This window comes from Actinoplanes sp. NPDC000266, from assembly GCF_042899005.1.
GTDB lineage: Bacteria > Actinomycetota > Actinomycetes > Mycobacteriales > Micromonosporaceae > Actinoplanes.
Window position 1 is genome coordinate 1,024,207 of sequence record NZ_JBIAZI010000001.1, and the last position, 22,451, is coordinate 1,046,657.

Here is a 22,451-nt window from a genome sequence, read left to right on the forward strand (position 1 = left end):
TATGATCTTCAGGATCCGTCACCCCTCGGAGGTTCTCATGACGCAGTCCGTCGCGCTCACCCGGCCCCGGCCGCTCGTCCTGGCCGACCTGGTCCCGGGCGCCCTGGCCCGCGACGTCGCGCTGGTCGCCGGCGGCGCCGGCCTCATCGGCGTGCTGGCCCAGATCGCCGTGCACATTCCGGGCACCCCGGTCCCGATCACCGGGCAGACCCTCGGCGTCCTGCTGGTGGGCACCGCGTTCGGCATGCGCCGGGCCGCGGCCACGATCGCCCTGTACGCGGTGGCCGGCGTCCTCGGCGTGCCGTGGTTCGCCGACCACAGCAGCGGCTACTCGACGGCGTCGTTCGGCTACGTCGTCGGCTTCCTGGCCGCCGCGACGCTGTGCGGCTTCCTCGCCGAGCGCGGAGCGGACCGCTCGGTGTGGCGCGCGATCCCGGCCATGCTCGCCGGCGAGGTGCTCATCTACGGCATCGGCATGGCGTGGCTGGCCGTGGCGGCCGACCTGACCCTGAGCCAGACGATCAGCCAGGGCCTGACCCCGTTCCTGCTGGGCGACGCCATCAAGGCGGCGCTGGCGGCGGGCCTGCTCCCGGCCGTCTGGAAGCTCGTCCGGCGTTGAACCCGCGGCCCTTCGGCGCGTAGAAGATAGGCATGAGACAGGGTGGGCGGCGGGTCGATCTCGTCCTCGGCCTGCTCCTGATCGCCGGCGTGCTGACCGGGATCGCGGCCAACACCATCGGCGTGAGATGGCCGCTGAACCTGATCCAGCTGCACGCCGCCGGGGCCCTGGCCATCCTGCTCCTGGCGCCCTGGAAGTACGTGGTGATCCGCCGCGGCCTGCGCAACCCGCGGCAGCGGCGGCCCACCAAGGCACTGTCCCTGGCCCTGCTGTTCTTCGTGCTGGTCACGATCGGCAGCGGCCTGCTGCACTCGACGGGCCGGGTCGAGGACGTCGGCCCGCTCACCCTGATGCAGATCCACGTGGGCGCCGCGGTCGGTGCGGTGCTCGCGGTGGTGGCGCATTTCTTCGGTCATTGGGTACGCCCGCGGCGCGCCGACGTCGACCGCCGAGCCCTCCTGCGGCTGGCCGCCCTGGGCGCGGGCGCCGCGGTGGCGACGGCGGCCTGGGACGCGTGGGGAGCCACGGCGCGCCGTTTCACGGGTTCGGTGCCCCGCTCGTCGCTGCTGGTCACGTCGTGGATCAACGACGGCATCCAGCGCGTCGACCCGGAGCGGTGGCGTCTGCGGGTGGGTGACTCCTCGCTGACCCTGGCCGATGTCCTGGCCCTGCCCCACGAGCGTTTCACGGCAACCTTGGACTGCACGAGCGGCTGGTACAGCACCCAGGAGTGGGAGGGCGTCCGCCTCAGCACCCTCCTCGACCGGGCCGGCGTCACCGGGGGTGCCTGGCGCAGCATCGAGGTGCTTTCCACCACCGGTTTCTCGCGATGGTTCGGCGCCGACACGCTGGACGAGGTCTGGCTGGTGACGGCGGTCGGAGGACGGCCTTTGTCGTACGGGCATGGCTTTCCCGCCCGGATCGTGGCCCCCAGCCGCCGGGGCTTCTGGTGGGTGAAGTGGGTGACCTCGATCCAGCCGTCGTCCCGCCCACCCTGGACCCAGCCGGTCTTCCCCGTCAGCTGAGCCCTCCCCTTCCTTTCCGGGTCCCGGGGTATGCCTAGCCCTACCTTTGAACGGGGCCTAACACCAGTGCCCCGCCCGGCCCCAACCGGAAGGCTTGTCCCCGACAGCAGCAGCGGATCCGTGAAGGAGACGACGATGCAGCGGCGGACCATTCTCACCGGAACGGCACTCGGCGTGGCCGCTCTCGGTCTTCCCCAGCCGGCCCAAGCCCGGCCCCGGGCCTTGCTGGCCGTGAAGAACGTGACGGTGATCGACGCGCGTGGGGGCGCGCGGCGAGGCCATACCGTGCTCATCCGGGGCGACCGCATCCTCGACGTCGCGCCGGCCGAGCGGGTGCCCGTGCCGGCCGGGGCCACGGTCGTCGACGGGCGGGGCAAGTTCCTCATCCCCGGGCTGGCCGACATGCACACCCACGCCACGGGCATCGACGACACCGACCCCGAGCTGTACGTGGTCAACGGCATCACGACGACACGGCAGATGTCGGGCGGTGAGCAGGCGCGCGTCTGGCGGCGGCAGATCGCCGACGGCGAGCGCCTCGGCCCGCGCTGGGTGATCGGCAGCCGCATCGTCGACGGGTCGCCGTCGCTGTGGGACGGCCTGGACCCCGACGGCGGCGTGCACGTCACGGTCGCCACCCCCGATCAGGCGCGGGCCGCCGTCCGGCGGGAGCACGCGGCCGGGGCGGCGTTCATCAAGACGTACTCCCGGCTGTCCCGCGAGTCGTTCCTGGCCGTCGCCGACGAGTGCCGCAAGCTCGGCCTGCCGTTCCTCGGCCATGTGCCCGACGTCGTGCCGCTCTCCGAGGCCAGCGACCGCGGCCTGCGGACCGTCGAGCATCTGTTCACGATCTGGTACGACACATCATCCGACGAGGAGCGGCTGCGCCGGGCGGTGGCCGCCGTGCCGATCGGCCCCGGCGACTACAACGGCTGGTTCAACCGCATGCACCCGTGGGAGTACGCGGCCGCGCACACCTACGACCGCGGCAAGGCGGCGCGGGTGTTCCACCGCTTGGCCACCAACGGCACGTATGTCACCCCGACGCTGGTGCTGCACGAGACCAACGACATGCCGGAGGCGATCGACCGGCACGACCCGCGTTTCCGCTACGTCAGCGCCGACACGATCGGCTACTGGGACTGGACCTTGGAAACCCACTACCTGCCGGGCCGCACACCCCAGCGGGTGACCGAGTCGGCCGAGCTGTTCCGCCGCCGCTTGCGCCTGACCACTGCCCTGGCCGCGGCCGGGGTGCCGTTGATGGCCGGCACCGACCTGGGCACCACGTACCTCATGCCAGGCTTCAGCCTCCACGACGAACTGGAACTGCTGGTCCGAGCCGGCCTGAAACCGATGCAGGCCCTGGCCGCGGCCACCCTGAACCCGGCCCGCTACCTGGGCCGCCGCGACCTCGGCGTAGTCACCGCCGGCGCGGTAGCCGACCTGGTGCTCCTCGACGCCGACCCGCTGCACGACATCCGCAACACGACCCGCATCCACAGCGTCATCCTCCGAGGCGACCTCATCGGCCCACCCCGCCGCCACCAGATGCTGACCGCCATAGAAGCAGCCGTGAAACAGCCCAAGGAGCCCGTCACCGTAGCCCACCGGCCATGCCCCTGCTGAGTCCCGTCCTGGCCGGCCTCGGGCGCCGCGCCCGCCATCTCGTCGAGCCGCAGGTCGCCATGCCCTTCTTTCGTGCCGCCCGGTCCTCGCCGCGCTTTTGCCGCCCGGTTCCTGCCGCACTCTTGCCTCGCCCTGCCCCTGCGCGAACCACACCGCGAGGACGCCGAGACGTGACACGATCGGAAACCGCGACCGCCCAGAGCGCGTTGACCCGGGCGCTTCGGGACTGTGCCTGGAGTGGTGTTTCCGGCCCGACACGCCGGGCTGAAGACCTGGCGGGATGGGCACCGTGAGTGATGACATCGAACGTTATGAGTCCACGGAAGAAGACCGAGGGTGACGGGCGGCAGCTGTCGCCTGAGCAGGCCGTCGCGGCGGCGATGGTGGCCGAGGTCAAGGCCCGCGGACTGGAACTGACCGGCCCGAACGGGCTGTTGAAGCTGTTCACCAAGAATGTTCTCGAGACCGCGTTGAACGAGGAGATGACCGAGCATCTCGGTCACGAGAAGAACCAGGCCGAGCCGGCTCGCGAGTCGACGAATGTGCGTAACGGCAGCCGGGGTAAGACGGTGATCTCCGATGCGGCGGGCGAGGTGCGCATTGACGTGCCGCGGGATCGGGATGCGACGTTCGAGCCGCAGATCGTGAAGAAACGGTAACGCCGGCTGATCGAGGTCGACGAGATTGTTTTGTCGTTGTATGCGAAAGGGATGACGACCGGGGAGATCTCCGCGCATTTCGCGGAAATCTACGGGGCGTCGGTGTCGGAAGAAACGATCTCCCGGATCACCGGCAAAGTCGTCGCGGAGATGACCGAATGGTCGACCCGGCCCCTCGACAGCGTTTACGTGGCCGTGTTCATCGACGCGATCATGGTCAAGGTTCGTGAGGGGCAGGTCGCCAACCGGCCGGTCTACGCGACCATCGGGATCACCGTGGACGGCCGCAAGGACGGTCTGGGCTTGTGGGTGGGCTCCGGCGGCGAGGGCGCCAAGTTCTGGATGAGTGTCCTGATCAAGCTGAAGAACCGTTGGGTGCGTGATGTGTTCTTCGTGGTTCGGTCAACGCCGACGCCGCCCTCGCCGCTTTGGACGAGCTCGACGAGAAATGGGGTGGTAAATACCGGGCTATGATCCGGCTGTGGCGCAATGCGTGGAATGAGTTCATCCCGTTCCTCGACTACGACGTCGAAATCCGCCGGGTGATCTGCTCGACCAACGCGATCGAGTCGTTGAGCGCCCGTTACCGGCGTGCTATTCGGGCCCGTGGGCATTTCCCGAGTGAGCAGGCCGCGCTGAAATGCCTGTACCTTGTGACCCGCAGCCTGGACCCGACCGGAGCAGGCCGGGCCCGATGGACGATGCGCTGGAAGCCCGTGCTGAACGCCTTCGCCATCACCTTCGGTGACCGTTGGCCGGCCGCCGAAACCCACTGACCGAAGAGCCGGAAACGCCGATCTTGGTAAGGACCCGGCCCTTCGCGATGTGCTCGTGCCGAACGCTCGCGTCCACGGCTTCAAAGGCTCCAGCTCGAGGTGGCGGAAGGCAGGCGGAGGCCATTCTGCGAGAAGGCGACGGCCTGCGGCCCGTGTCCTGCTCCCGGGCACGGCCGCTGTCATGCAGGCTCGGGGCACCACGGCCGCCAGCTGCTTGCGCCTACATCTCCTGGGCCTGGAAGAAGTCGTGGAGGGCGGCGGCCATCAGTTCGGGGGCCAGGCTTGGGGCGAAGTGGGACTGGCCGGGCCAGCTGATCCGGTGGGCGTGGGGGAGCTCGGCGGCCAGGGCGTCCATGGAGGCCGGCATCGGGTCCCAGGTGTCGGCGCCCTGAAGGATCAGGGTGGGCACGGTCAGGTCCGGGAAGTGCGGGTCGTCGTCGGTCAGGGCCTCCAGGTCGTGCAGCCAGCCGATCTCGGCGGCCGGGTTTCGCGACGGCGGGCCGAACGCGGCGGCGATCCGGCGCGGCACCTGGGTCACCTCGTTCAGCACGGCGAACATGCCGGCGTGGTCGTCGCGTTCGAAGCAGTTCCGGTAGCGGTCGAGCAGCGGAGCGAGCCGCGGGCCGGTGGCGAACAGCGGCGGCTCGAAAACGGTCAGCGAGCGCAGCTCGGGCGTTGCGGCTGCCGTGTGCAAGGCGAGGATGGCGCCGTAGGAAGCGCCGACCAGGTGGGCTGGGCGGCCTACCGCGGTCAGCAGCGCTGCCACGTCGGCTACCTCGTCCTTGAAAGACTTGCGGGACTGTGGGGCGTCGCTCGGGGCGTAGCCCCGCCGGGCCGGGATCCACAGCTCGTACGCGCCGGTCAGCTCGGTCACCAGCGGGTTCCAGCTGTGCAGGCCGCCGCCTGAGCCGTGCAGGAGGACTATCGGGGCGCCCGCACCCTCGTGGCGGACGGTCAAGCGGGTGCCGTCGGACGACCGTACGTCAAGAAGGGTCATGGGTTTTCCTCTCCAGCAAGGCGTGCAAGTCGTCGACGATGCTTCGGAACGACGTGTCCAGGTCTCGTGGGTGGCCGAAACCGCCTGAGGCCTCCAGCGTGGCGAAGCCGTGCAGGGTGCTTCGGACCAGGCGGATCCTGTCGGTCAAGGCCGGCTCGGTCAGGCCGTAGCCGCGCAGCGTGGCGTAGCTGAGCTCGATCAGGCGGATGTGGCCGGGCGAGTTTAGGCCGATGTCCGGCGGCAGCTGCAGGTTTGTCGCCGCGTACTGGCCCGGATGATTCACCGCGAACGCCCGGTACGCGCCCGCGAGACCGGCCAAAGCCTCTCGGCCCGACCGGCCGGCCACCGCCAGCGACAAACCGTCGGCGAACAGGGCCGCGGCCCGGACGGCCACCTGATGCAGCAGCGCCTCCCGGTTGCGGACGTGGCCGTACAGGCTGGCGTCGGCCACCCCGAAATGCCTCGCCACCGCCGCGACCGTCAAGCGGTCCAGGCCGAGCGTGTCGGCCAGCTCGGCCGCCGCCGTGGCGACGCGCTCGGTGGTCAAGCCCTGCCGTGGCATCAGTCATCCTTGGGTGCATCGGATAAACCTAGGACCCCTAGGATACGCGGGCGAGTAAGAATGGGAACGATGAAAACGGATGTCGGGCGCGTCTACGACGACGTGGCCGCCGGTCAGGGGGCGGCGCGCGTGCTCGTCGACCGGCTCTGGCCGCGTGGGGTCAGCAAGGAACGGGCCGCCCTCGACGAGTGGTGCAAGCAGGTCGCGCCCACCCCTGAGCTGCGCAAGTGGTACGGCCACGACCCCGCGAAGTTCCCCGAATTCCGGCGGCGCTACGAGGCCGAGCTGGCCGGCGGCGAGCAGGCTCAGGCCCTGGCGCATCTCCGTGAGCTCGCGCAGAGTAGGCCCCTGCTGCTGCTCACCGCCAGCAAGGACGTCGCGATCAGCGAGGCCGCCGTGCTCGAAAAACTGCTGGGAGGCGGGCGAGGTGTCGCAAACGTCTCTGTCCCGGGACCCGGCGGCGGCGCTCAGACGTGATGACATGGAATGAGGTCAACTCAGCAATGGCAGGAGGGCGCATGTCGTCACGGACGGATCTCGTCGAAGATCTGATGGGCCGTTTCCCGCACATCCCGCGCGAAGCGGTCATCAAGGAAGACCTGCTGCGTGGCGGGCTCGCCTTCGACGACTCCGCGCTGACCGACAACGAGGGCGGCGACGTCAAGCCGAAGTCGTACTTCATCTTCTCGTTCGACCACCGGACGCTGCCGGAGCTCGGCACCGCGGCCCTGCGGCGGCCTCCTGAGGAGATCGTGCTGACCGGTGGGCCGTACGGGCTTCGCCGCACTGTTGTTTCGGTCCGCACCAATCCCGACTCGCCGTACAAAGTGCGGGCCGGCGAGGACGGGAAGCTTCAGCTCTTCCTCGACGGCAAGCCGATCGCCGACGTCGGTGTGCCGCCCATGCCGGACTACTACCGGCACACGCTGGCCAACGGCAAGCAGGTCATGGAGGTGGCGCCGACGATCCAGTGGGGCTACCTGATCTATCTGACCGCCTATCGCCTCTGTCAGTACTTCGGCGCGACCGAGGAATGTCAGTACTGCGACATCAACCACAACTTCCGCCAGCACAAGGCGGCCGGGCGGCCGTACACGGGTGTGAAGCCGGTCGAGGAGATCCTCGAGGCGCTCGAGATCATCAACAAGTACGACACCGCGCAGACGTCGACCGCGTACACGCTGACCGGCGGCAGCATCACGCGGCAGGTCGCCGGGCTGGCCGAGGCCGACTTCTACGGCCAATACGCCCAGGCGATCGAGGAGCGTTTCCCGGGCCGCTGGATCGGCAAGGTCGTCGCCCAGGCGCTGCCGCGCGCCGACGTGCAGCGCTTCAAGGACTACGGCATCCAGATCTACCACCCCAACTACGAGGTGTGGGACAAGCGCCTGTTCGAGCTGTACTGCCCGGGCAAGGAGCGCTACGTGGGCCGCGCCGAGTGGCACAAGCGGATCCTGGAGTCGGCCGAGGTGTTCGGCCCGCGCAACGTCATCCCGAACTTCGTGGCCGGCGTCGAGATGGCCGAGCCGTTCGGCTTCACGACCGTCGACGAGGCGATCGAGTCGACCACCGAAGGCCTCCAATACTTCATGTCCAGGGGCATCACGCCGCGCTTCACCACCTGGTGCCCCGAGCCGACCACGCCGCTCGGCAAGACGAACCCGCAGGGTGCGCCGTTGGAGTACCACATCCGGCTGCTCGAGGCGTACCGCGCGACCATGGAGTCGAACGGCCTGTCGAGCCCGCCCGGATACGGTCCGCCCGGAGCCGGCAACGCCGTCTTCTCGGTGAGCTCGTTCATGGACACGCTGCCGGCCGAGACGCCCATCGAGGAGTGAGGCGCTAAGGCCTCAGCGCGAAGAGTTTGGCCAGCCGGAGCCCGGCGGCCTGCGGGAACGTGGAAAATCTCGCCGCCGTCAGCTCCGGCGCCAGCTCGGCCAGGCCGGGGCGCACGAGCGCCGATCCGGGGTCGTCGTCGAGATAGGCCCAGCCCTGGCGCAACATCGGCCAGTGGCCGGCCACGACACCGGCGGCCTCCGGCGTGGCGGCGTGGGTCCAGGGCAAAGAGCTTTCCCTTTCCGTACGGGCTGAGCGTGCGGCCACGGCGGGGACGGTGACCCGCAGCAGTCCGCGATCGTCCGGCGCGGCCGGCAGATCGGCCAGCAGGGCGATGTCGTACGGAATCGGCTGGTCATGGGCGATGTAGCCGTACGCCATCCGGCGGATGCTCTCCACGTCGGCCACCGAGTCGTAGAGATAGGCGCCGAGCACACCCCGGACGGGGTCCATGTGTTTGCCGAGGCGCAGCTCGGCGGCGAGGTCGAGGGCGTCGCCGGCGCGCAGGCCCCCGCGTTCGAGCTCGCCGATCGCGGCCTCGGTGGCCCGGGCCTCGCCGGGCGGGGCGTAGATGTCGTGGTAGATGAGCGCCGCCGCGCCGGTGCTGGTCGCCACCACCGAGCCGATGAAGCCGGGAAGAGCGGTGACCGCCACGAAACAGCCGGCGGCCAGGTGGATGAGGGCCGGCGCCGGATGCCGCAGCGGCACCACCCCTGGCAGGCCGACATGCCACCAGTCGGGACGTCCGGCCGCGCCCGCGTGCACGCCGTCCGCCGTCCAGACCCCGGTGACCTGGCCTCCGTCGACCGCGAACCCGGCACCGGTCTCGAAATGATCGGGCCGGTTCTGCGTCCGCATGCGGCGTTCGAGAGCGTCGTCGGCGACGGTTTCGTAGCCGTCGTCCTCGAGCTGCCGTGTCACGCGGCCGCCGATCCGCAGCGCCTCGGCCGGTGGCCACGGCGGGAAGACCGGCGCCTCGACGGCCGGGCCGTCGCCGTAGTAGACGTCGTCGAGGTCGGGGAACGTCGGGCTGACGCTCGGCACGAGTTTCAGCCGATAGGTCTCGGCCAGGCGCGGCACCTCGGCCTGGAGATAGGCGCCCAGGCTGCGGCTGGTCACCATTCCCGGCACGACTTTGGAAAAGGCGTCCTGCTGCGTGCCCCACAACGCGGAAAGCGCCACCCCGGAGAAAAGGCAACGATCGTCATCGGGATCGGCGCCGGGGATCATGAAAGCCTCGGTGCCGTCCTGGGCCGCGATGAATTTGTCGACCGACATCGTGGCCGAGCGGGGACCCGGGCCGCGGCCGAGGAGCCCGTCCGGGGTCAGGTCGGCGGTGTCCACATCGGCCGGCAGCGAGCGGCAGGCGTCGGCGAAGATGGCGACCTGGTTGACGCGGTAGAGGGCCAGCCGGCGCCGTAGCACCTCGACCGCCACCGCCCGCAGCTCGGCGTTCCAGTCGGAGAGCAGCCACAGGCCCTGATCGAGCTCGCGGATGACGCCGTGCCCGGCGAAATAGATGATCAGGCGATGGAAGGGGCCGCCGGACAGCAGCGCCTCGAACTCGCCGCGCAGCCGGGCCGCCGTCACCGGCTCGCCGTCGTCGGTGACCAGCCGTGACTCGTAGCCGAAGCCCCGGGCCCAGGCGTCGAACTCGCGGGCGCCGTTCACGGCGCCGCCCAGATATGGCAGCGGGGGCGCTTCGCTCACCCCGATGGCGACGGCCGCCCGTCGTGCAGACATGGCATCAGGATCCCGCGCCGGCGATACCGGAGGCATTCCACCGTTCGGCCGATGAAGCGCTTCGGAAATGCGCGGAAGACTCAAATTTCCGGGGCCTCGATGCTGGGAGAAATTGATGTTGGCGGACCGCGAAAAGGAACGGGAATACGTCAGATCGATCGACTTGTCCGGCACCCCTCGCGGCATCGTCGCACAGGGCGCGGCCGGCGAGGCGCAGGAGGTCTTCGACGCCGCCAAGGACCAGGCCCAGGTCGTCGGCTCCGGCCTGCTGTCGTTCGCGCACGGCGTCACCCCGGAGGTCCGCGAGGCGATCTCCAACTCGGCGCTGCTGGCCCAGCTCGTGGCCAACAAGCGCGCCTCGGCCGACCAGGACCCCACCGCCTGGTACGCCGAGTACTCCCAGGTGCTGCAGAACATCGGCTGGGTCGTGCAGGACCGGGGCTGGGCCGACTACACGGCCGAGGGCAAGGCGGCCGAGGTGCACGAGAAGATCATCGAGGTGCTGTCGGTGGCGCTCGGCCCGTCGGTGACCGCGCTCAAGCTGATCCAGTCGGCGATCGACGTGCTGAAGAACATGGAGCCCGACACGTCGTGGCTGACCATCTTCAGCCGCGAGACGCAACACGCGCGCATCGCCCGCTTCCAGGTCGGCCTGGTCGAGCCGGGCGCGGCCGACGAGGTCTTCGTGACGATGCTGGCCTGCCTGATCGAGGGCGAGAAATCGGTCACCCAGGTGCTGTTCTTCAAATATCGGGCCGAGCGGGCCCGCTTCCTCGGTAACAGCGCCAAGGCCTCGATCAACCTCGGCGCCATCGAGGACCTCGGACCCGACATCCGCAAGAAGGTGCGGGCCTACATGACCGACTACGTCAGCGGCATCACCGACATCTGAGCGGTGTCACGATCGACTCGGCCGTGCGGTCCTAGCAGGCATGGAACCCACTTTCGAGACCGACATCCGTCCCCTGTTCCGCGAGAAGGACCGCAACTCCATGCTCTTCATGTTCGACCTGTGGTCGGCCGACGACGTGCGCGAGCACGCGGAGAGCATCTACGGCGCCGTGGTCCGCGGCCGCATGCCGTGCGACGGCGCCTGGGCCGAGGAGCAGACGCTGCTGCTGCGCCGGTGGATCGACGGAGGCGCCACGGCGTGACTGGCGGGGTTGCACTACCCTGACCTGGCGTTCGGTGGGGGAGGCGGCAACATGGCGACGGCCACGGCGATCTATCTGGTGATCGGTGCTGTCGGCGTCGGCGTGCTGGCGCTGTCCCTGCTCGGCGGCGAGTTGCTCAGCTTCCTTCATGTCGGCGACGGCCCGGTGTCACTCGAGGTCGTCGCCGGTTTCGTCGGTGCGTTCGGCTTCGCGAGCGCGATCACCGCGGAGCTTTCCGGTACGGCTGTGCTGGCCCCGCTCATCGGCCTCGTCGCCGCCGTGCCCACCGCCTGGCTGGCCCTTCGCCTCGGCCGCGCCGCCCGCACCATGCCGACCGACGCCACACCGCGCCGGCAGGACCTGGTGGGCACGCTCGGCGTGATCGTCACGGCCGTGCCCAGCGGGAGCGGTTACGGCGAGGTGCGGATCCTGCTGGGCGGGCAACCCGTCAAGCTGTACGCCCGCGCGGAGCACCCGATCGCCGCCGGCGCCCAGGTCTTCGTGGTCGAGGCGCCGTCCGACACCAGCGTCGTCGTGGAACAGACCCTTCAGATCGACCCTCACACCCCTGGAAAGGCCTAGATGTCACCTCTGCTCATCGCCATCGGCGGTGCCGTGCTGCTCATCATCCTCGTGATTCTGTTCGTGCTGTCACGGATCAAGGTGGCCGGGCCGAACGAGGCGTTCATCATCACCGGCCGCAAGGGCCGCGTGACCCAGTCCGCGGACGGCACCAACACCACCGACCTGTCCGGGCAGAAGGTCGTCATGGGCGCCTCGGTGTTCGTCCTGCCGGTCGTGCAGAAACTCCAGTCGCTCGACCTGTCCAGCCGCCGCATCGACGTCGGCATCAAGGGCGCCGTCTCCAAGCAGGGCATCCGGGCCGACCTGCACGGCGTGGCGATCGTCAAGGTGGGCGGCAACGAGGGCGCCATCCGGGCCGCCGCGCAGCGCTTCCTGCACCAGCAGGCCGAGATCGAGGAGTTCACCCGCGAGGTGCTCGCGGGCGCGCTGCGCTCGATCGTCGGCCGGCTCACGGTCGAGGAGATCATCCGCGACCGGGCCGCGTTCGCCAGCGCCGTGGCCGAGGAGGCCGAGCACTCGATGACCAACCAGGGTCTGGTGCTCGACACGTTCCAGCTCCAGGACATCCTGGCCGAGGGCTCGTACCTGCAGGACCTGGGCCGTCCCGAGGCGGCCCGCGTGCTCAAGGACGCCGCCATCGCCGAGGCCCGCGCCCGGCAGCAGGCCGAGCAGGAGCGCCTGCTGGCCGAGGAGGCCATCGCCGAGGCGCAGCGCAACCTGTCGCTCAAGCAGGCCGGCATCCAGGCCGAGATCGACGCGGCCAAGGCCAAGTCGGCCGCGGCCGGCCCGCTGGCCCAGGCCGAGCGCGACCAGGCGGTGCTGGCCGAGCAGCAGAAGGTGGCCGAGCGCAACGCCGAGCTCAAGCAGCGCCAGCTCGACACCGAGGTCCGCAAGCCGGCCGACGCCCAGCGCTACAAGGTGGAGCAGGAGGCCGAGGCCAACCGGGCCGCGGCCGTGCTGCACGCCGACGCGCAGCGGCAGTCGGTCATCGCGGCCGCGCAGGCGTCGGCCGAGCAGGCCCGCCTGACCGGTGAGGGCGAGCGGGCCCGCCGGGCCGCGCTGGCCGAGGCGAACGCGATCGAGGGCGCCAAGGAGGGTGAGGCGGAACAGCGCCGGCGCTCCGCGATCGCAGAGGCCATCGAGCGTGAGGGCGCCGCCGAGGCGGCGGCCATTCTGGCCAAGGGCGGCGCCGAGGCCGAGGCCATGGCGAAAAAGGCCGAGGCGTTCGCGGCGTACGGCGAGGCGGCCGTCCTCGACCTGCTCGTCCGTGTCCTGCCCCAGGTCGTCGAGGCGGCCGCGGCCCCGATGGGCTCGATCGACAAGATGACCGTCATCTCCACCGACGGCGCCTCGTCGCTGACCAAGTCGGTCGCCAACAACGTCGCTCAGGGCCTCCAGCTGGGCACCGACCTGACCGGCATCGACCTGGCCGGCCTGCTGTCCAAGCTGGGCGCCACCCACAGCACCCCCTCGGCCGCAAACGGCAAGCCGGCCGAACTCGAAGCCGACCGCTGATGTCCGCTGAGGGGCCGCACACGCGGCCCCTCACGGGCGCGGTGCGGCGCGGATCGACTACGCCGAAACGCCACTCTTACTGTCATGCCGATGAGAAAGCGTTGACAGAATCCACCCCTTCGCCCAGAAGCGGATCCTCCGTCGCTACTGCCGGCCTTCTCGAATGATCCAGAGACTCCTCCAATGGCGTTCTTCTGTTGAAGCGCCTTACGGCTCGTTTCAGGCGGGGTTGAGATCGCCGCGGTCGCATTTCTGGAGTCGCCGATGATTCCGTCATGCCGCCGGCACACGTGACACGAAAAGCGCGCCCGGTCGACCTGGGCCACACGGAACTGGTAGATCCTGAAAGGTCCGGCCGCCCGCCATGGCCGAGATCCAAGCCGGGCCGCCGGGTTGCACGCTGCCCGGTGGACTCGACCCGTGCGGCGACCTTCGCCTGGACCGCCAGCTCAGCCTGCACCACCATCTCAGCCTGGACCGCCGGCTCCGCTCGCACTACCGCCTCGGCCACCGCCGGCTCGGGCTGCACTACCGCCTCAAGCTGGATCACCGCCTCAGCCTGGACCGCCGGCTCGACCTTCGTCGACGCCTCAGCCCGCGCCGTCATATCGACGCGCACCGCCGTCTCGACCTCAACGGGCTCATCCGCACCACGAGAAGGCGCAGCCTGCGGCACGCCTTGACGCCGACCAGCGGCTGCCGATCCGGCCGCAGGCCCACCCGAACCCGGCCGCTGCCGCACCCACTCGACGTCGTCATCCCAGATGAGTGGGGGTATCCGCTCGACCGGATCATGCAACCCGAGCTCCCCGCACACACGCGAACAGCCATGCAACCGGCACAGTTTCAACGCGTGGCGCCGCTGAAGTCCCCACCGCCGCCGCTCATCACCATCACGCCGGAACTCCAGCATCTCCGGCGAATGAGAAGGCACGCCACTCCAATCCCGAATCGCCGCTATTACCGACCTCGAAAAGAACCCCAGCTGCGTCATGCACCATTATTCCGCACCCCGAAGATCGAAAACAAAGGATGGATCATGCCAATTGCAAATGGCTTGACCATCCCAAGCAAGGCGAGCGTGACAACACAATTCCCGGCCAGTGAGGAATGCATTCTCGTGCCGCTGATGCGCACTTTGCAGCCCCCGCGGCTCAACGGAATACCGGGATCTTGGGTACATGAAGTGACCGGCGGTGAGGTTCGTGAGATGGCAGCATGGCGTCCATGTCGAGCGACGCGATACCGGAGGTCCCTCATCGGCTGCGGTACGCGCGGTCTCGGTGGGAAGACCGTGGGCGGCTGAGCCAGCCGGCCATGAGGTGGAAGAGGTCCACCTGGCAGGCAACGCTGCCAGAGCATCATGACCTACTGGCTTCGTTACCGGACCACGTCGACCGGGCGGCCGTAGCGGAACAAGCATCCGGCGCTGTGGACGGCGAGGCAGCAGGGACCGCCTGCGGCACCTCGGGGTCGCCTTCGCCACCAAGTACCTGTACTTCTGCAACGCGCCGGGATCGGCGCCGGCACTGATCCTCGACAGTCTGGTGCAGCGGTGGCTACGCCAGCACACGGACTGTCACCTCCGACTCGACTGGCATGCCGGCGACTACACCCGTTACCTCCATATGGTCAGCACATGGGCGGCAGACAACGACGGAACCGCCTCGGTCCTGGAGGCCATCGAGGACGCCGCGGCAGCCTTCGCCGCCCTGACCGATGTCAGCCCCGTCGATGTGGACGACTTCGAGCGAGGCATCCGGCAACTGAAACGGATCTTGTTTACCCGAAGCGCGTAGACGTTCACGCCGTTCGCCGAAGCACCTCTCCGGCGTGAACGGAGTGCTCAGCGGGTGGGTAGCGGGGGCAGCGGGCGCTGATCCAGCCACGCCGTGAACAGCGGGCCCAGGGGCTCGGTCGTGAAGCGCTGGGCGTGGGAGCGGAACTGGGCCGTCGACACCGTCCCGTGGCGGTGCTCGGCGACCCACGAGCGCAGCAGGCCGAAGAAAGCGGCATCGCCGGCCTTCAAGCGCAGGGCGTGCAAGGTGAGGGCGCCGCGCTTGTAGACGATCGGGTCGAACATTCGGGTCACTCCCGGGTCCGATACCAGCACGTCGAAGGGGCGGGCGGCCAGCGTCGCGTGCCATTGGGCGGCCAGCGCCTCCACCGACGGGCCGCCCGAGACGTCCGACCACAGCCATTCGGCGTATGTCGCGAAGCCCTCGTTCAGCCAGATGTGCTTCCAGTCCGCCACCGTCAAGCTGTTGCCGAACCACTGGTGGGCCAGTTCGTGGGCCACCAGTCGCTCGTGCGTGCGCCAGCCGTCGACGTGGTTGCGGCCGAAGACCGCCATGCCCTGGGCCTCGATCGGGTCGTCCAGGTCGTCGTCGGCCACCACCACGACGTACTCGCGGAAGGGGTACGGGCCGAACAGGTCGGTGAGCACGTTCATGATCTCGCCGTGGCGGCCGAAGTCGTGCCGGAAGACGTTGCGCAGACGCGGCGGGATCGCTGCCCTCTGCACCACCTCGCCCGCGGCCATCTCCAGCAGCTCGTAGCGGCCCACCTGCACGCTCATCAGGTACGGCGCCGTGGGCTCGGTCCGCTCGTACACCCACGTGGTGTTGCCGGCGCCCCGGCGGCGGGAGACCAGGTCGCCGGTCGCCACCACCGTGTACGGGGTCGGCGCGGTCAACGTGACCAGGAAGGTGGCCTTCTCGAGGCGGTCGTTGCACGGGAACCACGACGGCGCCCCGTTGGGCTGGCTGGCCACCAGGGCGCCGTCGGTGAGCTCGTCCCAGCCGATGTCGCCCCAGCGTCCCGAGATCGGGACGGGCGAACCGGCGTACCTGACCTCGATCTTGAAAACCGCGCCGTATCCGACCGTTTTATCCGGTTTGATGCGGAGTTTTCCCGCACGGTGCGTATAACCGACCCGGTGACCGTCCACGCGGACGTCGGAAACCCGGAACACGCCCAGGTCGAGGCTGAACCGGGAAAGCGACTGCACGGCCTGCGCCGTGATCGTCGCCTTCCCGGCGAGACGGTTCGAGACGACCCGGTAATCGAGCTCCAGGTCGTAGTGCAGCACCCGGTAACCGCCGTTGCCGTGCCCGGGAAGGTACGAGTCGGTCGAACGATCAGCGCCCGGAGGCGTCATGCCCAGGTCGCGATCGGGTTGCCCAGCCAGCGGCTGTCGTCGGGCACCGCGTCGCCGCGGGTGACCAGCGAGCCGGGACCGACCGTGGTGCGCGCGCCGATGCTCGCGCCGGGCAGCACGATGCCGTGCGGGCCGAGTGTGGCGCCCGCGTCCAGAGTGACCTCGTCCATGGCCATGATCCGATCATGGAACAGGTGGGTCTGCACGACGCACCCCCGGTTGACCGTCGCACCCTCGCCCAGGCGCACCAGATCGTACTCCGGAAGCCAGTACGTCTCGAGCCACGAACCCCGGCCGATCTTGGCGCCGACGGTGCGCAGCCAGATGTTCAGCAGCGGGGTTCCGGCGCCGAAACGGAACAGCCACGGCGCGACCAGCACCTCGACGAACGTGTCGGCCAGCTCGTTGCGCCAGACGAACGACGTCCACAGCGCGTGCTCGGTGACCTTGAACCGGCCGACCAGCAGCCACTTGGCCAGGGTCGCGATCAGCGCACCGGTGATCACCGCGGCGAACAGCACCGGGCCGGCGGCGGCCGCCGTCACCCAGCCGTTCGTGGCGCGCCAGATCTCATCGAGGCCGGCCAGCACCAGCACGGCCAGCACACCGGCCAGCATGACCGGGATGACGCGGCACAGCTCGATCGTCGCGCGGGCCACCTTCAGGCGCAGCGGCGGGGCGTACGTCCGGCTCGAATCACCCGACTCGACCGTGCGGCGCAGCGGCATCGGCGGGGCCCCGAGCCACGACGAGCCCTTCTTCGCCTTGCGCGGCGCCGACGACAGCACACCGACCAGGCCGCGCTTGGGCACGGACCGTCCCGGCGCGGCCATGCCCGAGTTGCCGAGGAACGCCTGCTTGCCGATGCGGGCCGGCGCCACCCGCAGCCAGCCGTGGCTCAGCTCGTACGTCGCCACCATCGTGTCGTCGGCCAGGAACGCCCCGTCCTCGACGGTCGTCATCTTCGGCAGCGCCAGCACCGTGGACAGCTCCGCGTTGCGGCCGATCTTCGCGCCGAGCAGCCGCAGCCACACCGGCGTGAACAGGCTCGCGTAGATCGGGAACAGCGCGATCCGGGCCATGCCCATGAGCCGCTCGGTCGTCCACACCTGCCAGGCCACGCGGCCCCGCACCGGGTGATATCCCTCCCGGATCCCCACGCTCAGGACCCGGACGGTCAAGAGCACGAGGATGGCGTACGTCAAGAAGTACGCCACCGCCGCCACGGGGGCCATCAGCAACGCCGGGCCCAGGTCGAACCCGTCCCGGACGGTCCAGCCGAGCAGCGCCAGCGCGGGCAGCACCGCGACCACCGGGAGCAGGCCGAGCAGCTGGGCGGTCACGCTGTACACGCCGACCCACATCCGCGAACGGCGCGGGGGACGCTGCGACGGCCAGGACGCGCCGTCCTTGGCCGGGGCGGGCGCGGCGGGCGATCCGGCCCAGCGCTTGTTCGCCGGCACGGCGCCGGTGACGGTCGAACCGGCCTCGATGTGCGCGCCCTTGCCGATCCGGGCGCCCGGCATCAGGGTGCTGCGGCCGCCGACGCGGGCGCCGGCGCCGATGCGGACCTTGCCGACGCGTACGACGTCGCCGTCGACCCAATAGCCGGACAGGTCGACCTCGGGCTCCACGGCCGCGCCCCGGCCCAGCTTGAGCAGGCCGGTCACGGGCGGCGCCGAGTGCAGGTCGACGTCGCGGCCGATCTGGTTGCCGAGCGCCTTGGCGTACGTGATCATCCAGCCCGCCCCGGCCACACCGGTCGCCCCGGTGAGCTCGGCCAGCCGCTCGGCCGCCCACAGCCGCAGGTGAACGCCGCCGCCGCGCGGATAGGTGCCCTTGCCGACGCCGCGCAGCAGCAGCCGCGCCCCGCCGGCCGCGATGGCGATGCGCCCGCCCGGGCTGAACAGCAGCAGCCACCCGGCCGCGATCCACCACCAGTGGATCGCCGGGCCCCACGAGGTCAGCGCGAGCAGGGTGGCCGCCACGGTGAGCCAGCGCAGGCCGACCAGGGCCAGCATCGGCACCATCAGCAGGGCCTGGAACAGCCCGGTCCGGCGCGGGGTCGGCTTGACGTCGCGGCGCACGGTCTGGGTGGCGACGAGCGCGTCGAGCACCGCCGCCATCTCCGACAGGCGCGGGTTCTGATAGACGTCGGCCACCGCGATCCGCGGGTGCCGGAGCCGGATCCAGGCCACCAGCTGGGCCGCGCCGAGGCTGCTGCCGCCGCTGCTGAAGAAGTCGGCGTCGGCCGCGGTGGGCCGCAGTCCGAGAATCTGCTCCCAGCCCTCGGCCAGCCACGTCTCGGTGGGCGACAGCGAGACGTCGTCGGCCGAGGAGCCGGCCAACGGCCACGGCAGGGCGGCGCGGTCGACCTTTCCGGAGGTACGGGTGGGCAGGTCCTCGACGACGGCGAGCAGCGGCACGAGCGCGGCCGGCAGCTGCTCACGGATGCGCGCGGTCGCGGCCGCGAGGTCGAAGCCCTCGCGCGGCACCACGTAGCCGACCAGCAGCTGGTTGCCGGCGGCGGTCTTCTTGATCGCGGCGGCCGCGCCGGCCACGGCGGGCAGCGCCTGCAGGGCCGCGTCGACCTCGCCCAGCTCGATCCGGCGGCCGCCGAGCTTGACCTGCTCGTCGCCGCGGCCCAGGAAGATCAGGCCCTCGGGCTCGGCCCGCACGATGTCACCGCTGCGATAGGCCCGGGACCAGCCCAGCGACAGCAGCGGCGCGAACTTCTCGGCGTCCTTGGCCTCGTCGAGATAGCGGGCCAGGCCCACACCGCCGATGACCAGCTCGCCGGTCTCGCCCATCTCGACCGGCCGGCCCTCGGCGTCGACGACGGCCAGCTCCCAGCCGTCGAGCGGCAGCCCGATGCGCACCGGGCCCTCGCCGGTCAGCGGCGCCGCGCAGGCGACGACGGTGGCCTCGGTCGGGCCGTACGTGTTCCAGACCTCGCGCCCCTCGACGGCCAGCCGCTCGGCCAGCTCGGGCGGGCACGCCTCGCCACCGAAGATCAGCAGCCGGACCTCGTCGAGCGCCTCGGCCGGCCAGAGCGCGGCCAGGGTGGGCACGGTGGAGACGATGGTGATGCGCTGCTCGGCCAGCCACGGGCCGAGGTCGACGCCGCTGCGCACGAGCGAGCGGGCGGCCGGCACCAGGCAGGCGCCGTGGCGCCAGGCGAGCCACATCTCCTCGCAGGAGGCGTCGAAGGCCACCGACAGCCCGGCCAGGACGCGGTCGTGCGGGCCGATCGCCTCAGCGTCGTCGCCGGCCAGGAACAGCTGGGCCTCGGCGTCGACGAACGCGGCGGCCGAGGCGTGCGAGACGGCGACGCCTTTCGGCGTGCCGGTGGAGCCGGAGGTGAAGATGATCCAGGCGTCGTCGTTCGGCCCGGGCCGTCGGGCGACGGCTTGCTTGGGGGTACGCCTCATCGAGACGCTCAACCCGTCGCCGAGCACCGCGGCCACGCCCGCCTCGGCCCAGACCAGCTCGGCCCGCTCGTCGGGGTCGTCGGCGTCGACCGGCACGTAGGCCGCACCGGCGGCCAGCACGCCCAGGATGGCGAGGTAGAGCTCCGCCGTGCCGGAGGAGACCCGGATGCCGACCCGGTCGCCGGCCCCGATCCCGTGCCCCTCGAGGTCGATCCGCACCGCCTCGACCAATTCGGCCAGCTCACGATAGGTGAGCACCGAGCCGTCGGCGTCGATCGCGTCAGCCCCGCCGTGCGCCTGCACGGTCGCGTCGAAGATGTCGATGAGAGTGCGCCGCACCGGGGTGGAGCGGGAGTGGAACAGCGCCGGAGCCTCCGGCGCGAACTCGATCTCGGGAAGGTCGATCAGACGCAGATCGGTCGTCACAGTCACCGGGCGTGTGCTCCATCTCCACCACATCGGGCTTGTTTGTCGGCCAGGCGCACGACACCCGCCCGGGGCGACATTCAACGTTACAGGCGGGAAACGGGAAGTGACGGCGATGTGTCCAACGTGACAGGCGCTGCTCAGGCGTCGCCCATGACCAGCCCTTCGATGGTGTGCTTCTGCGTGATGGGCGTGAGCCGGTCGACGACCGGGCAGTGCAGATGCCTTCGTACGCCTTCGGGCAGCCCCGCCCAGTAGCCCTCCGTCACGGCCAGATCGTGCTTGTCGCTGTTGGTGGCGTCCGGCGCGTCCACGCCGAGCACCAGCACCGGGCGCGACAGCCGCGAGCGGTTCTTCGTGCCCCGGTGGATGGTCAGCGCCGACCGGGCCGAGATGTCGCCACGCTGGGGATACTTGCGGACGGCCCGCTCGTCGTAGCGGGCGTAGTGGGACTTCGGCGGGAACATCCCGTGGCCGAAGGCGGGCTCGTCGTCGAACTGGGTGCCGGGCGCGATCTCGAACGGCCCCATCTCGTCGGTGGTGTCCACGGCGGTGAGGTTGAAGGCCAGCGAGTCCAGGCGGCCCTCCCGGCGGGTCACCTCGGGCATCGGGAAGTCACGGTGCCACGGCTGGTTGACCGCGCCCGGGAACGGGATGTCGAAGCCGAGCTCCACGATCCGGTAGTCCGGGCCGAGCACGGCGGTGCACACGGCGTCGACCCACGGGTGGCTGACCAGCTCGACGAAGCCGCGCAGCTGCTCCGGGTGGATCTCCACGTACCAGCGCTTGGGGCCGCGGCCGACGGCGCCGCCCTCCCGGGACCGGGCCTCGGCGAACGCTGTCTCGATGTCCTCGCGCATGACGTCGGTCCAGGCCACGCCGAACGCGCCGCGCAGCGCCGTGATGCCCTCGTCGTAGATCGCGGCCCGGGCCCGCTCGCCGGCTGTCGCATCGATAGAAGTCGTCATTCCTCGTGCTTACCGCCGCGTTTCCAACGTTGCAACTCGACGGGAGCGCTCCCAACGGCCTACCATCCCCTCAACCCATCGATAACTGTCGAAGTACTCGCCGCCACCGGTCGAAGCGCTTCGACGATGTGCGGATTGGATTGACATGCGGAAACGCACACTCGCGCTCTCCCTGGCGGCGGCCACGGCGATCACCGCCGCGGTCGCGCTGCCCGCCTCGGCCGCGGCCGGATGCCGGGTCTCGTACGCCGTCAGCAGCCAGTGGCCCGGCGGCTTCGGGGCCAACGTCACGATCACCAACCTCGGCGACCCGCTCACCTCGTGGGCGCTCGTGTGGTCGTACGCCAACGGGCAGACCGTCACCCAGGCCTGGAACACCGCCCTGACCCAGTCGGGCTCGCAGGTGACCGCGCGCAACGCCGGCTACAACGGCAGCGTCGCCACGAACGGGACCGTGTCGTTCGGCTTCAACGGCTCCGCGACCGGCACCAACTCGGTGCCGACGGCGTTCACCCTCAACGGCACGTCCTGCACGGGCAGCGTCACCCCGACCACGCCGACCACCACCCCGCCCACGACCACGCCGCCGCCCACCACCGGCGTGCCCGCCGACGCGGCCTGGGTCGACTCGGGTCAGTGGGCGTCGTGGACCAACAACGGCTACACGCTCTACAACAACATCTGGGGCTCCGGCGCCGGCTCGCAGACGATCTGGGCCCGCAGCGGCACCAACTGGGGTGTCCTGGCCAACCACCCGCGCACGAGCGGCGTCAAGTCGTACCCGAACACCGGCAAGACCCTGAACCGCACGCTGAGTTCGCTGTCCTCGGTGACCAGCTCGTTCAACGTCTCGGTGCCGTCCGACGGCGACTACACGACGGCGTACGACATCTGGGCCAACAACCACGCCTACGAGGTCATGCTCTGGACCAACCAGCACGGCGCGGTCGGCCCGATCGCCGAGTCGTACGACGCCAACGGCGCCGTGCCCACTGTCCGCAACCTGTCGGTCGGCGGCCACACGTGGAACGTCTACCGCGGCTCGAACGGCGCCAACGCCGTCTTCTCCTTCGTGCGCACCAACACCAACGCCGGCACGATCGACGTCCTGGCCATCATGAACTGGCTGCGCACGAACAACTGGTGGGGCGACGTCACCGTCGGCGAGCTCCAGTTCGGCTTCGAGGTGACCGGCACGGCCGGCCAGTCCGCCTTCACCACCAACAGCTTCTCGCTCAGCTACAGCTGACCCCTGGGCGGGGCCGCCCCGGCGGCCCCGCCTGTCCGAACGGGGACACGTCGATGGCTGCGGACCCGGTGCGGGCGGACACTGACCGACATGACAAATCACGACGCCAACCGGCCA

The 22,451-nt window shown here is 70.2% G+C and carries 18 protein-coding genes and 1 pseudogene; 13 read left to right on the forward strand and 6 right to left on the reverse strand.

The window, feature by feature from the left end:
• The first annotated feature begins 37 nt into the window (after positions 1 to 37).
• From ACFY36_RS04220 to ACFY36_RS04235, 4 genes and pseudogenes are all read left to right on the forward strand, one after another.
• Positions 38 to 619, forward strand: a complete 582-nt coding sequence (locus tag ACFY36_RS04220; protein WP_499744426.1) for a biotin transporter BioY — start codon at positions 38 to 40, stop codon at positions 617 to 619.
• A gap of 32 nt (positions 620 to 651) precedes the next feature.
• A complete protein-coding gene (locus ACFY36_RS04225) occupies positions 652 to 1,644 on the forward strand; it encodes a molybdopterin-dependent oxidoreductase (protein ID WP_499744427.1) in 993 nt (330 codons plus the stop codon).
• Between the two features lie 135 nt (positions 1,645 to 1,779).
• Positions 1,780 to 3,273 carry an amidohydrolase family protein gene (locus ACFY36_RS04230; RefSeq protein ID WP_499744428.1) on the forward strand — a complete coding sequence of 498 codons (1,494 nt, stop codon included), beginning with the start codon at positions 1,780 to 1,782 and terminating at the stop codon, positions 3,271 to 3,273.
• A 311-nt stretch (positions 3,274 to 3,584) separates the two neighbouring features.
• Positions 3,585 to 4,708: pseudogene (locus ACFY36_RS04235) on the forward strand (IS256 family transposase).
• A gap of 220 nt (positions 4,709 to 4,928) precedes the next feature.
• Here the strand turns inward: ACFY36_RS04235 and ACFY36_RS04240 are convergent.
• Positions 4,929 to 5,705: an alpha/beta fold hydrolase gene (locus ACFY36_RS04240; RefSeq protein WP_499744429.1), complete on the reverse strand. Its 777-nt coding sequence runs from the start codon at positions 5,703 to 5,705 to the stop codon at positions 4,929 to 4,931.
• Positions 5,692 to 6,267 carry a TetR/AcrR family transcriptional regulator gene (locus tag ACFY36_RS04245; protein ID WP_499744430.1) on the reverse strand — a complete coding sequence of 192 codons (576 nt, stop codon included), beginning with the start codon at positions 6,265 to 6,267 and terminating at the stop codon, positions 5,692 to 5,694. The genes ACFY36_RS04240 and ACFY36_RS04245 overlap by 14 nt, the downstream gene beginning before the upstream one ends.
• A gap of 69 nt (positions 6,268 to 6,336) precedes the next feature.
• On the opposite strand from ACFY36_RS04245, the gene ACFY36_RS04250 reads away from it, so the two are divergent.
• Both ACFY36_RS04250 and ACFY36_RS04255 read left to right on the forward strand, forming a co-directional pair.
• Positions 6,337 to 6,744, forward strand: a complete 408-nt coding sequence (locus tag ACFY36_RS04250; protein WP_499744431.1) for a DUF488 domain-containing protein — start codon at positions 6,337 to 6,339, stop codon at positions 6,742 to 6,744.
• Between the two features lie 41 nt (positions 6,745 to 6,785).
• Positions 6,786 to 8,105 (forward strand): radical SAM protein, encoded by a 1,320-nt coding sequence (locus ACFY36_RS04255; protein ID WP_499744432.1) that lies wholly within the window; start codon positions 6,786 to 6,788, stop codon positions 8,103 to 8,105.
• A gap of 4 nt (positions 8,106 to 8,109) precedes the next feature.
• Here the strand turns inward: ACFY36_RS04255 and ACFY36_RS04260 are convergent, their stop codons facing one another.
• Positions 8,110 to 9,846 carry a hypothetical protein gene (locus ACFY36_RS04260; RefSeq protein ID WP_499744433.1) on the reverse strand — a complete coding sequence of 579 codons (1,737 nt, stop codon included), beginning with the start codon at positions 9,844 to 9,846 and terminating at the stop codon, positions 8,110 to 8,112.
• Between the two features lie 115 nt (positions 9,847 to 9,961).
• Between ACFY36_RS04260 and ACFY36_RS04265 the strand changes: the two genes are divergently transcribed.
• From ACFY36_RS04265 to ACFY36_RS04290, 6 genes are all read left to right on the forward strand, one after another.
• Positions 9,962 to 10,738, forward strand: coding sequence for a hypothetical protein (locus ACFY36_RS04265; RefSeq protein WP_499744434.1), 777 nt, complete (start codon positions 9,962 to 9,964; stop codon positions 10,736 to 10,738).
• 40 nt (positions 10,739 to 10,778) lie between these two features.
• Positions 10,779 to 11,000 (forward strand): hypothetical protein, encoded by a 222-nt coding sequence (locus ACFY36_RS04270; protein WP_499744435.1) that lies wholly within the window; start codon positions 10,779 to 10,781, stop codon positions 10,998 to 11,000.
• 51 nt (positions 11,001 to 11,051) lie between these two features.
• Positions 11,052 to 11,582, forward strand: a complete 531-nt coding sequence (locus tag ACFY36_RS04275) for an NfeD C-terminal domain-containing protein (RefSeq protein ID WP_499744436.1) — start codon at positions 11,052 to 11,054, stop codon at positions 11,580 to 11,582.
• On the forward strand, positions 11,583 to 13,100 hold the full coding sequence (locus tag ACFY36_RS04280; RefSeq protein ID WP_499744437.1) for a flotillin family protein: 1,518 nt from the start codon (positions 11,583 to 11,585) through the stop codon (positions 13,098 to 13,100).
• Positions 13,101 to 13,464: 364 nt separating this feature from the next.
• The gene (locus ACFY36_RS04285) at positions 13,465 to 14,406 is read left to right on the forward strand and encodes a hypothetical protein (RefSeq protein WP_499744438.1); all 942 of its coding nucleotides are present in this window, start codon (positions 13,465 to 13,467) and stop codon (positions 14,404 to 14,406) included.
• 151 nt (positions 14,407 to 14,557) lie between these two features.
• Positions 14,558 to 14,899: an 8-oxoguanine DNA glycosylase OGG fold protein gene (locus ACFY36_RS04290; RefSeq protein WP_499744857.1), complete on the forward strand. Its 342-nt coding sequence runs from the start codon at positions 14,558 to 14,560 to the stop codon at positions 14,897 to 14,899.
• A 47-nt stretch (positions 14,900 to 14,946) separates the two neighbouring features.
• Here the strand turns inward: ACFY36_RS04290 and ACFY36_RS04295 are convergent, their stop codons facing one another.
• The 3 genes from ACFY36_RS04295 to ACFY36_RS04305 form a co-directional block, all read right to left on the reverse strand.
• Positions 14,947 to 16,260 (reverse strand): M1 family metallopeptidase, encoded by a 1,314-nt coding sequence (locus ACFY36_RS04295; RefSeq protein WP_499744439.1) that lies wholly within the window; start codon positions 16,258 to 16,260, stop codon positions 14,947 to 14,949.
• Entirely contained in the window at positions 16,257 to 20,123 is a 3,867-nt protein-coding gene (locus ACFY36_RS04300; RefSeq protein WP_499744440.1) for a Pls/PosA family non-ribosomal peptide synthetase, read from the reverse strand. The genes ACFY36_RS04295 and ACFY36_RS04300 overlap by 4 nt, the downstream gene beginning before the upstream one ends.
• 134 nt (positions 20,124 to 20,257) lie before the next feature.
• Entirely contained in the window at positions 20,258 to 21,085 is an 828-nt protein-coding gene (locus ACFY36_RS04305; protein WP_499744441.1) for a phytanoyl-CoA dioxygenase family protein, read from the reverse strand.
• Between the two features lie 145 nt (positions 21,086 to 21,230).
• On the opposite strand from ACFY36_RS04305, the gene ACFY36_RS04310 reads away from it, so the two are divergent.
• Positions 21,231 to 22,334 (forward strand): glycoside hydrolase family 12 protein, encoded by a 1,104-nt coding sequence (locus ACFY36_RS04310; protein ID WP_499744442.1) that lies wholly within the window; start codon positions 21,231 to 21,233, stop codon positions 22,332 to 22,334.
• The last annotated feature ends 117 nt before the right edge of the window (positions 22,335 to 22,451 follow it).

Coding starts and splice junctions, on each gene's coding strand:
- ACFY36_RS04220 (WP_499744426.1), top strand. CDS start 38: ATGACGCAGTCCGTCGCGCTCACCCGGCCCCGGCCGCTCGTCCTGGCC.
- ACFY36_RS04225 (WP_499744427.1), top strand. CDS start 652: ATGAGACAGGGTGGGCGGCGGGTCGATCTCGTCCTCGGCCTGCTCCTG.
- ACFY36_RS04230 (WP_499744428.1), top strand. CDS start 1,780: ATGCAGCGGCGGACCATTCTCACCGGAACGGCACTCGGCGTGGCCGCT.
- ACFY36_RS04240 (WP_499744429.1), bottom strand. CDS start 5,705: ATGACCCTTCTTGACGTACGGTCGTCCGACGGCACCCGCTTGACCGTC.
- ACFY36_RS04245 (WP_499744430.1), bottom strand. CDS start 6,267: ATGCCACGGCAGGGCTTGACCACCGAGCGCGTCGCCACGGCGGCGGCC.
- ACFY36_RS04250 (WP_499744431.1), top strand. CDS start 6,337: ATGAAAACGGATGTCGGGCGCGTCTACGACGACGTGGCCGCCGGTCAG.
- ACFY36_RS04255 (WP_499744432.1), top strand. CDS start 6,786: ATGTCGTCACGGACGGATCTCGTCGAAGATCTGATGGGCCGTTTCCCG.
- ACFY36_RS04260 (WP_499744433.1), bottom strand. CDS start 9,846: ATGTCTGCACGACGGGCGGCCGTCGCCATCGGGGTGAGCGAAGCGCCC.
- ACFY36_RS04265 (WP_499744434.1), top strand. CDS start 9,962: ATGTTGGCGGACCGCGAAAAGGAACGGGAATACGTCAGATCGATCGAC.
- ACFY36_RS04270 (WP_499744435.1), top strand. CDS start 10,779: ATGGAACCCACTTTCGAGACCGACATCCGTCCCCTGTTCCGCGAGAAG.
- ACFY36_RS04275 (WP_499744436.1), top strand. CDS start 11,052: ATGGCGACGGCCACGGCGATCTATCTGGTGATCGGTGCTGTCGGCGTC.
- ACFY36_RS04280 (WP_499744437.1), top strand. CDS start 11,583: ATGTCACCTCTGCTCATCGCCATCGGCGGTGCCGTGCTGCTCATCATC.
- ACFY36_RS04285 (WP_499744438.1), top strand. CDS start 13,465: ATGGCCGAGATCCAAGCCGGGCCGCCGGGTTGCACGCTGCCCGGTGGA.
- ACFY36_RS04295 (WP_499744439.1), bottom strand. CDS start 16,260: ATGACGCCTCCGGGCGCTGATCGTTCGACCGACTCGTACCTTCCCGGG.
- ACFY36_RS04305 (WP_499744441.1), bottom strand. CDS start 21,085: ATGACGACTTCTATCGATGCGACAGCCGGCGAGCGGGCCCGGGCCGCG.
- ACFY36_RS04310 (WP_499744442.1), top strand. CDS start 21,231: ATGCGGAAACGCACACTCGCGCTCTCCCTGGCGGCGGCCACGGCGATC.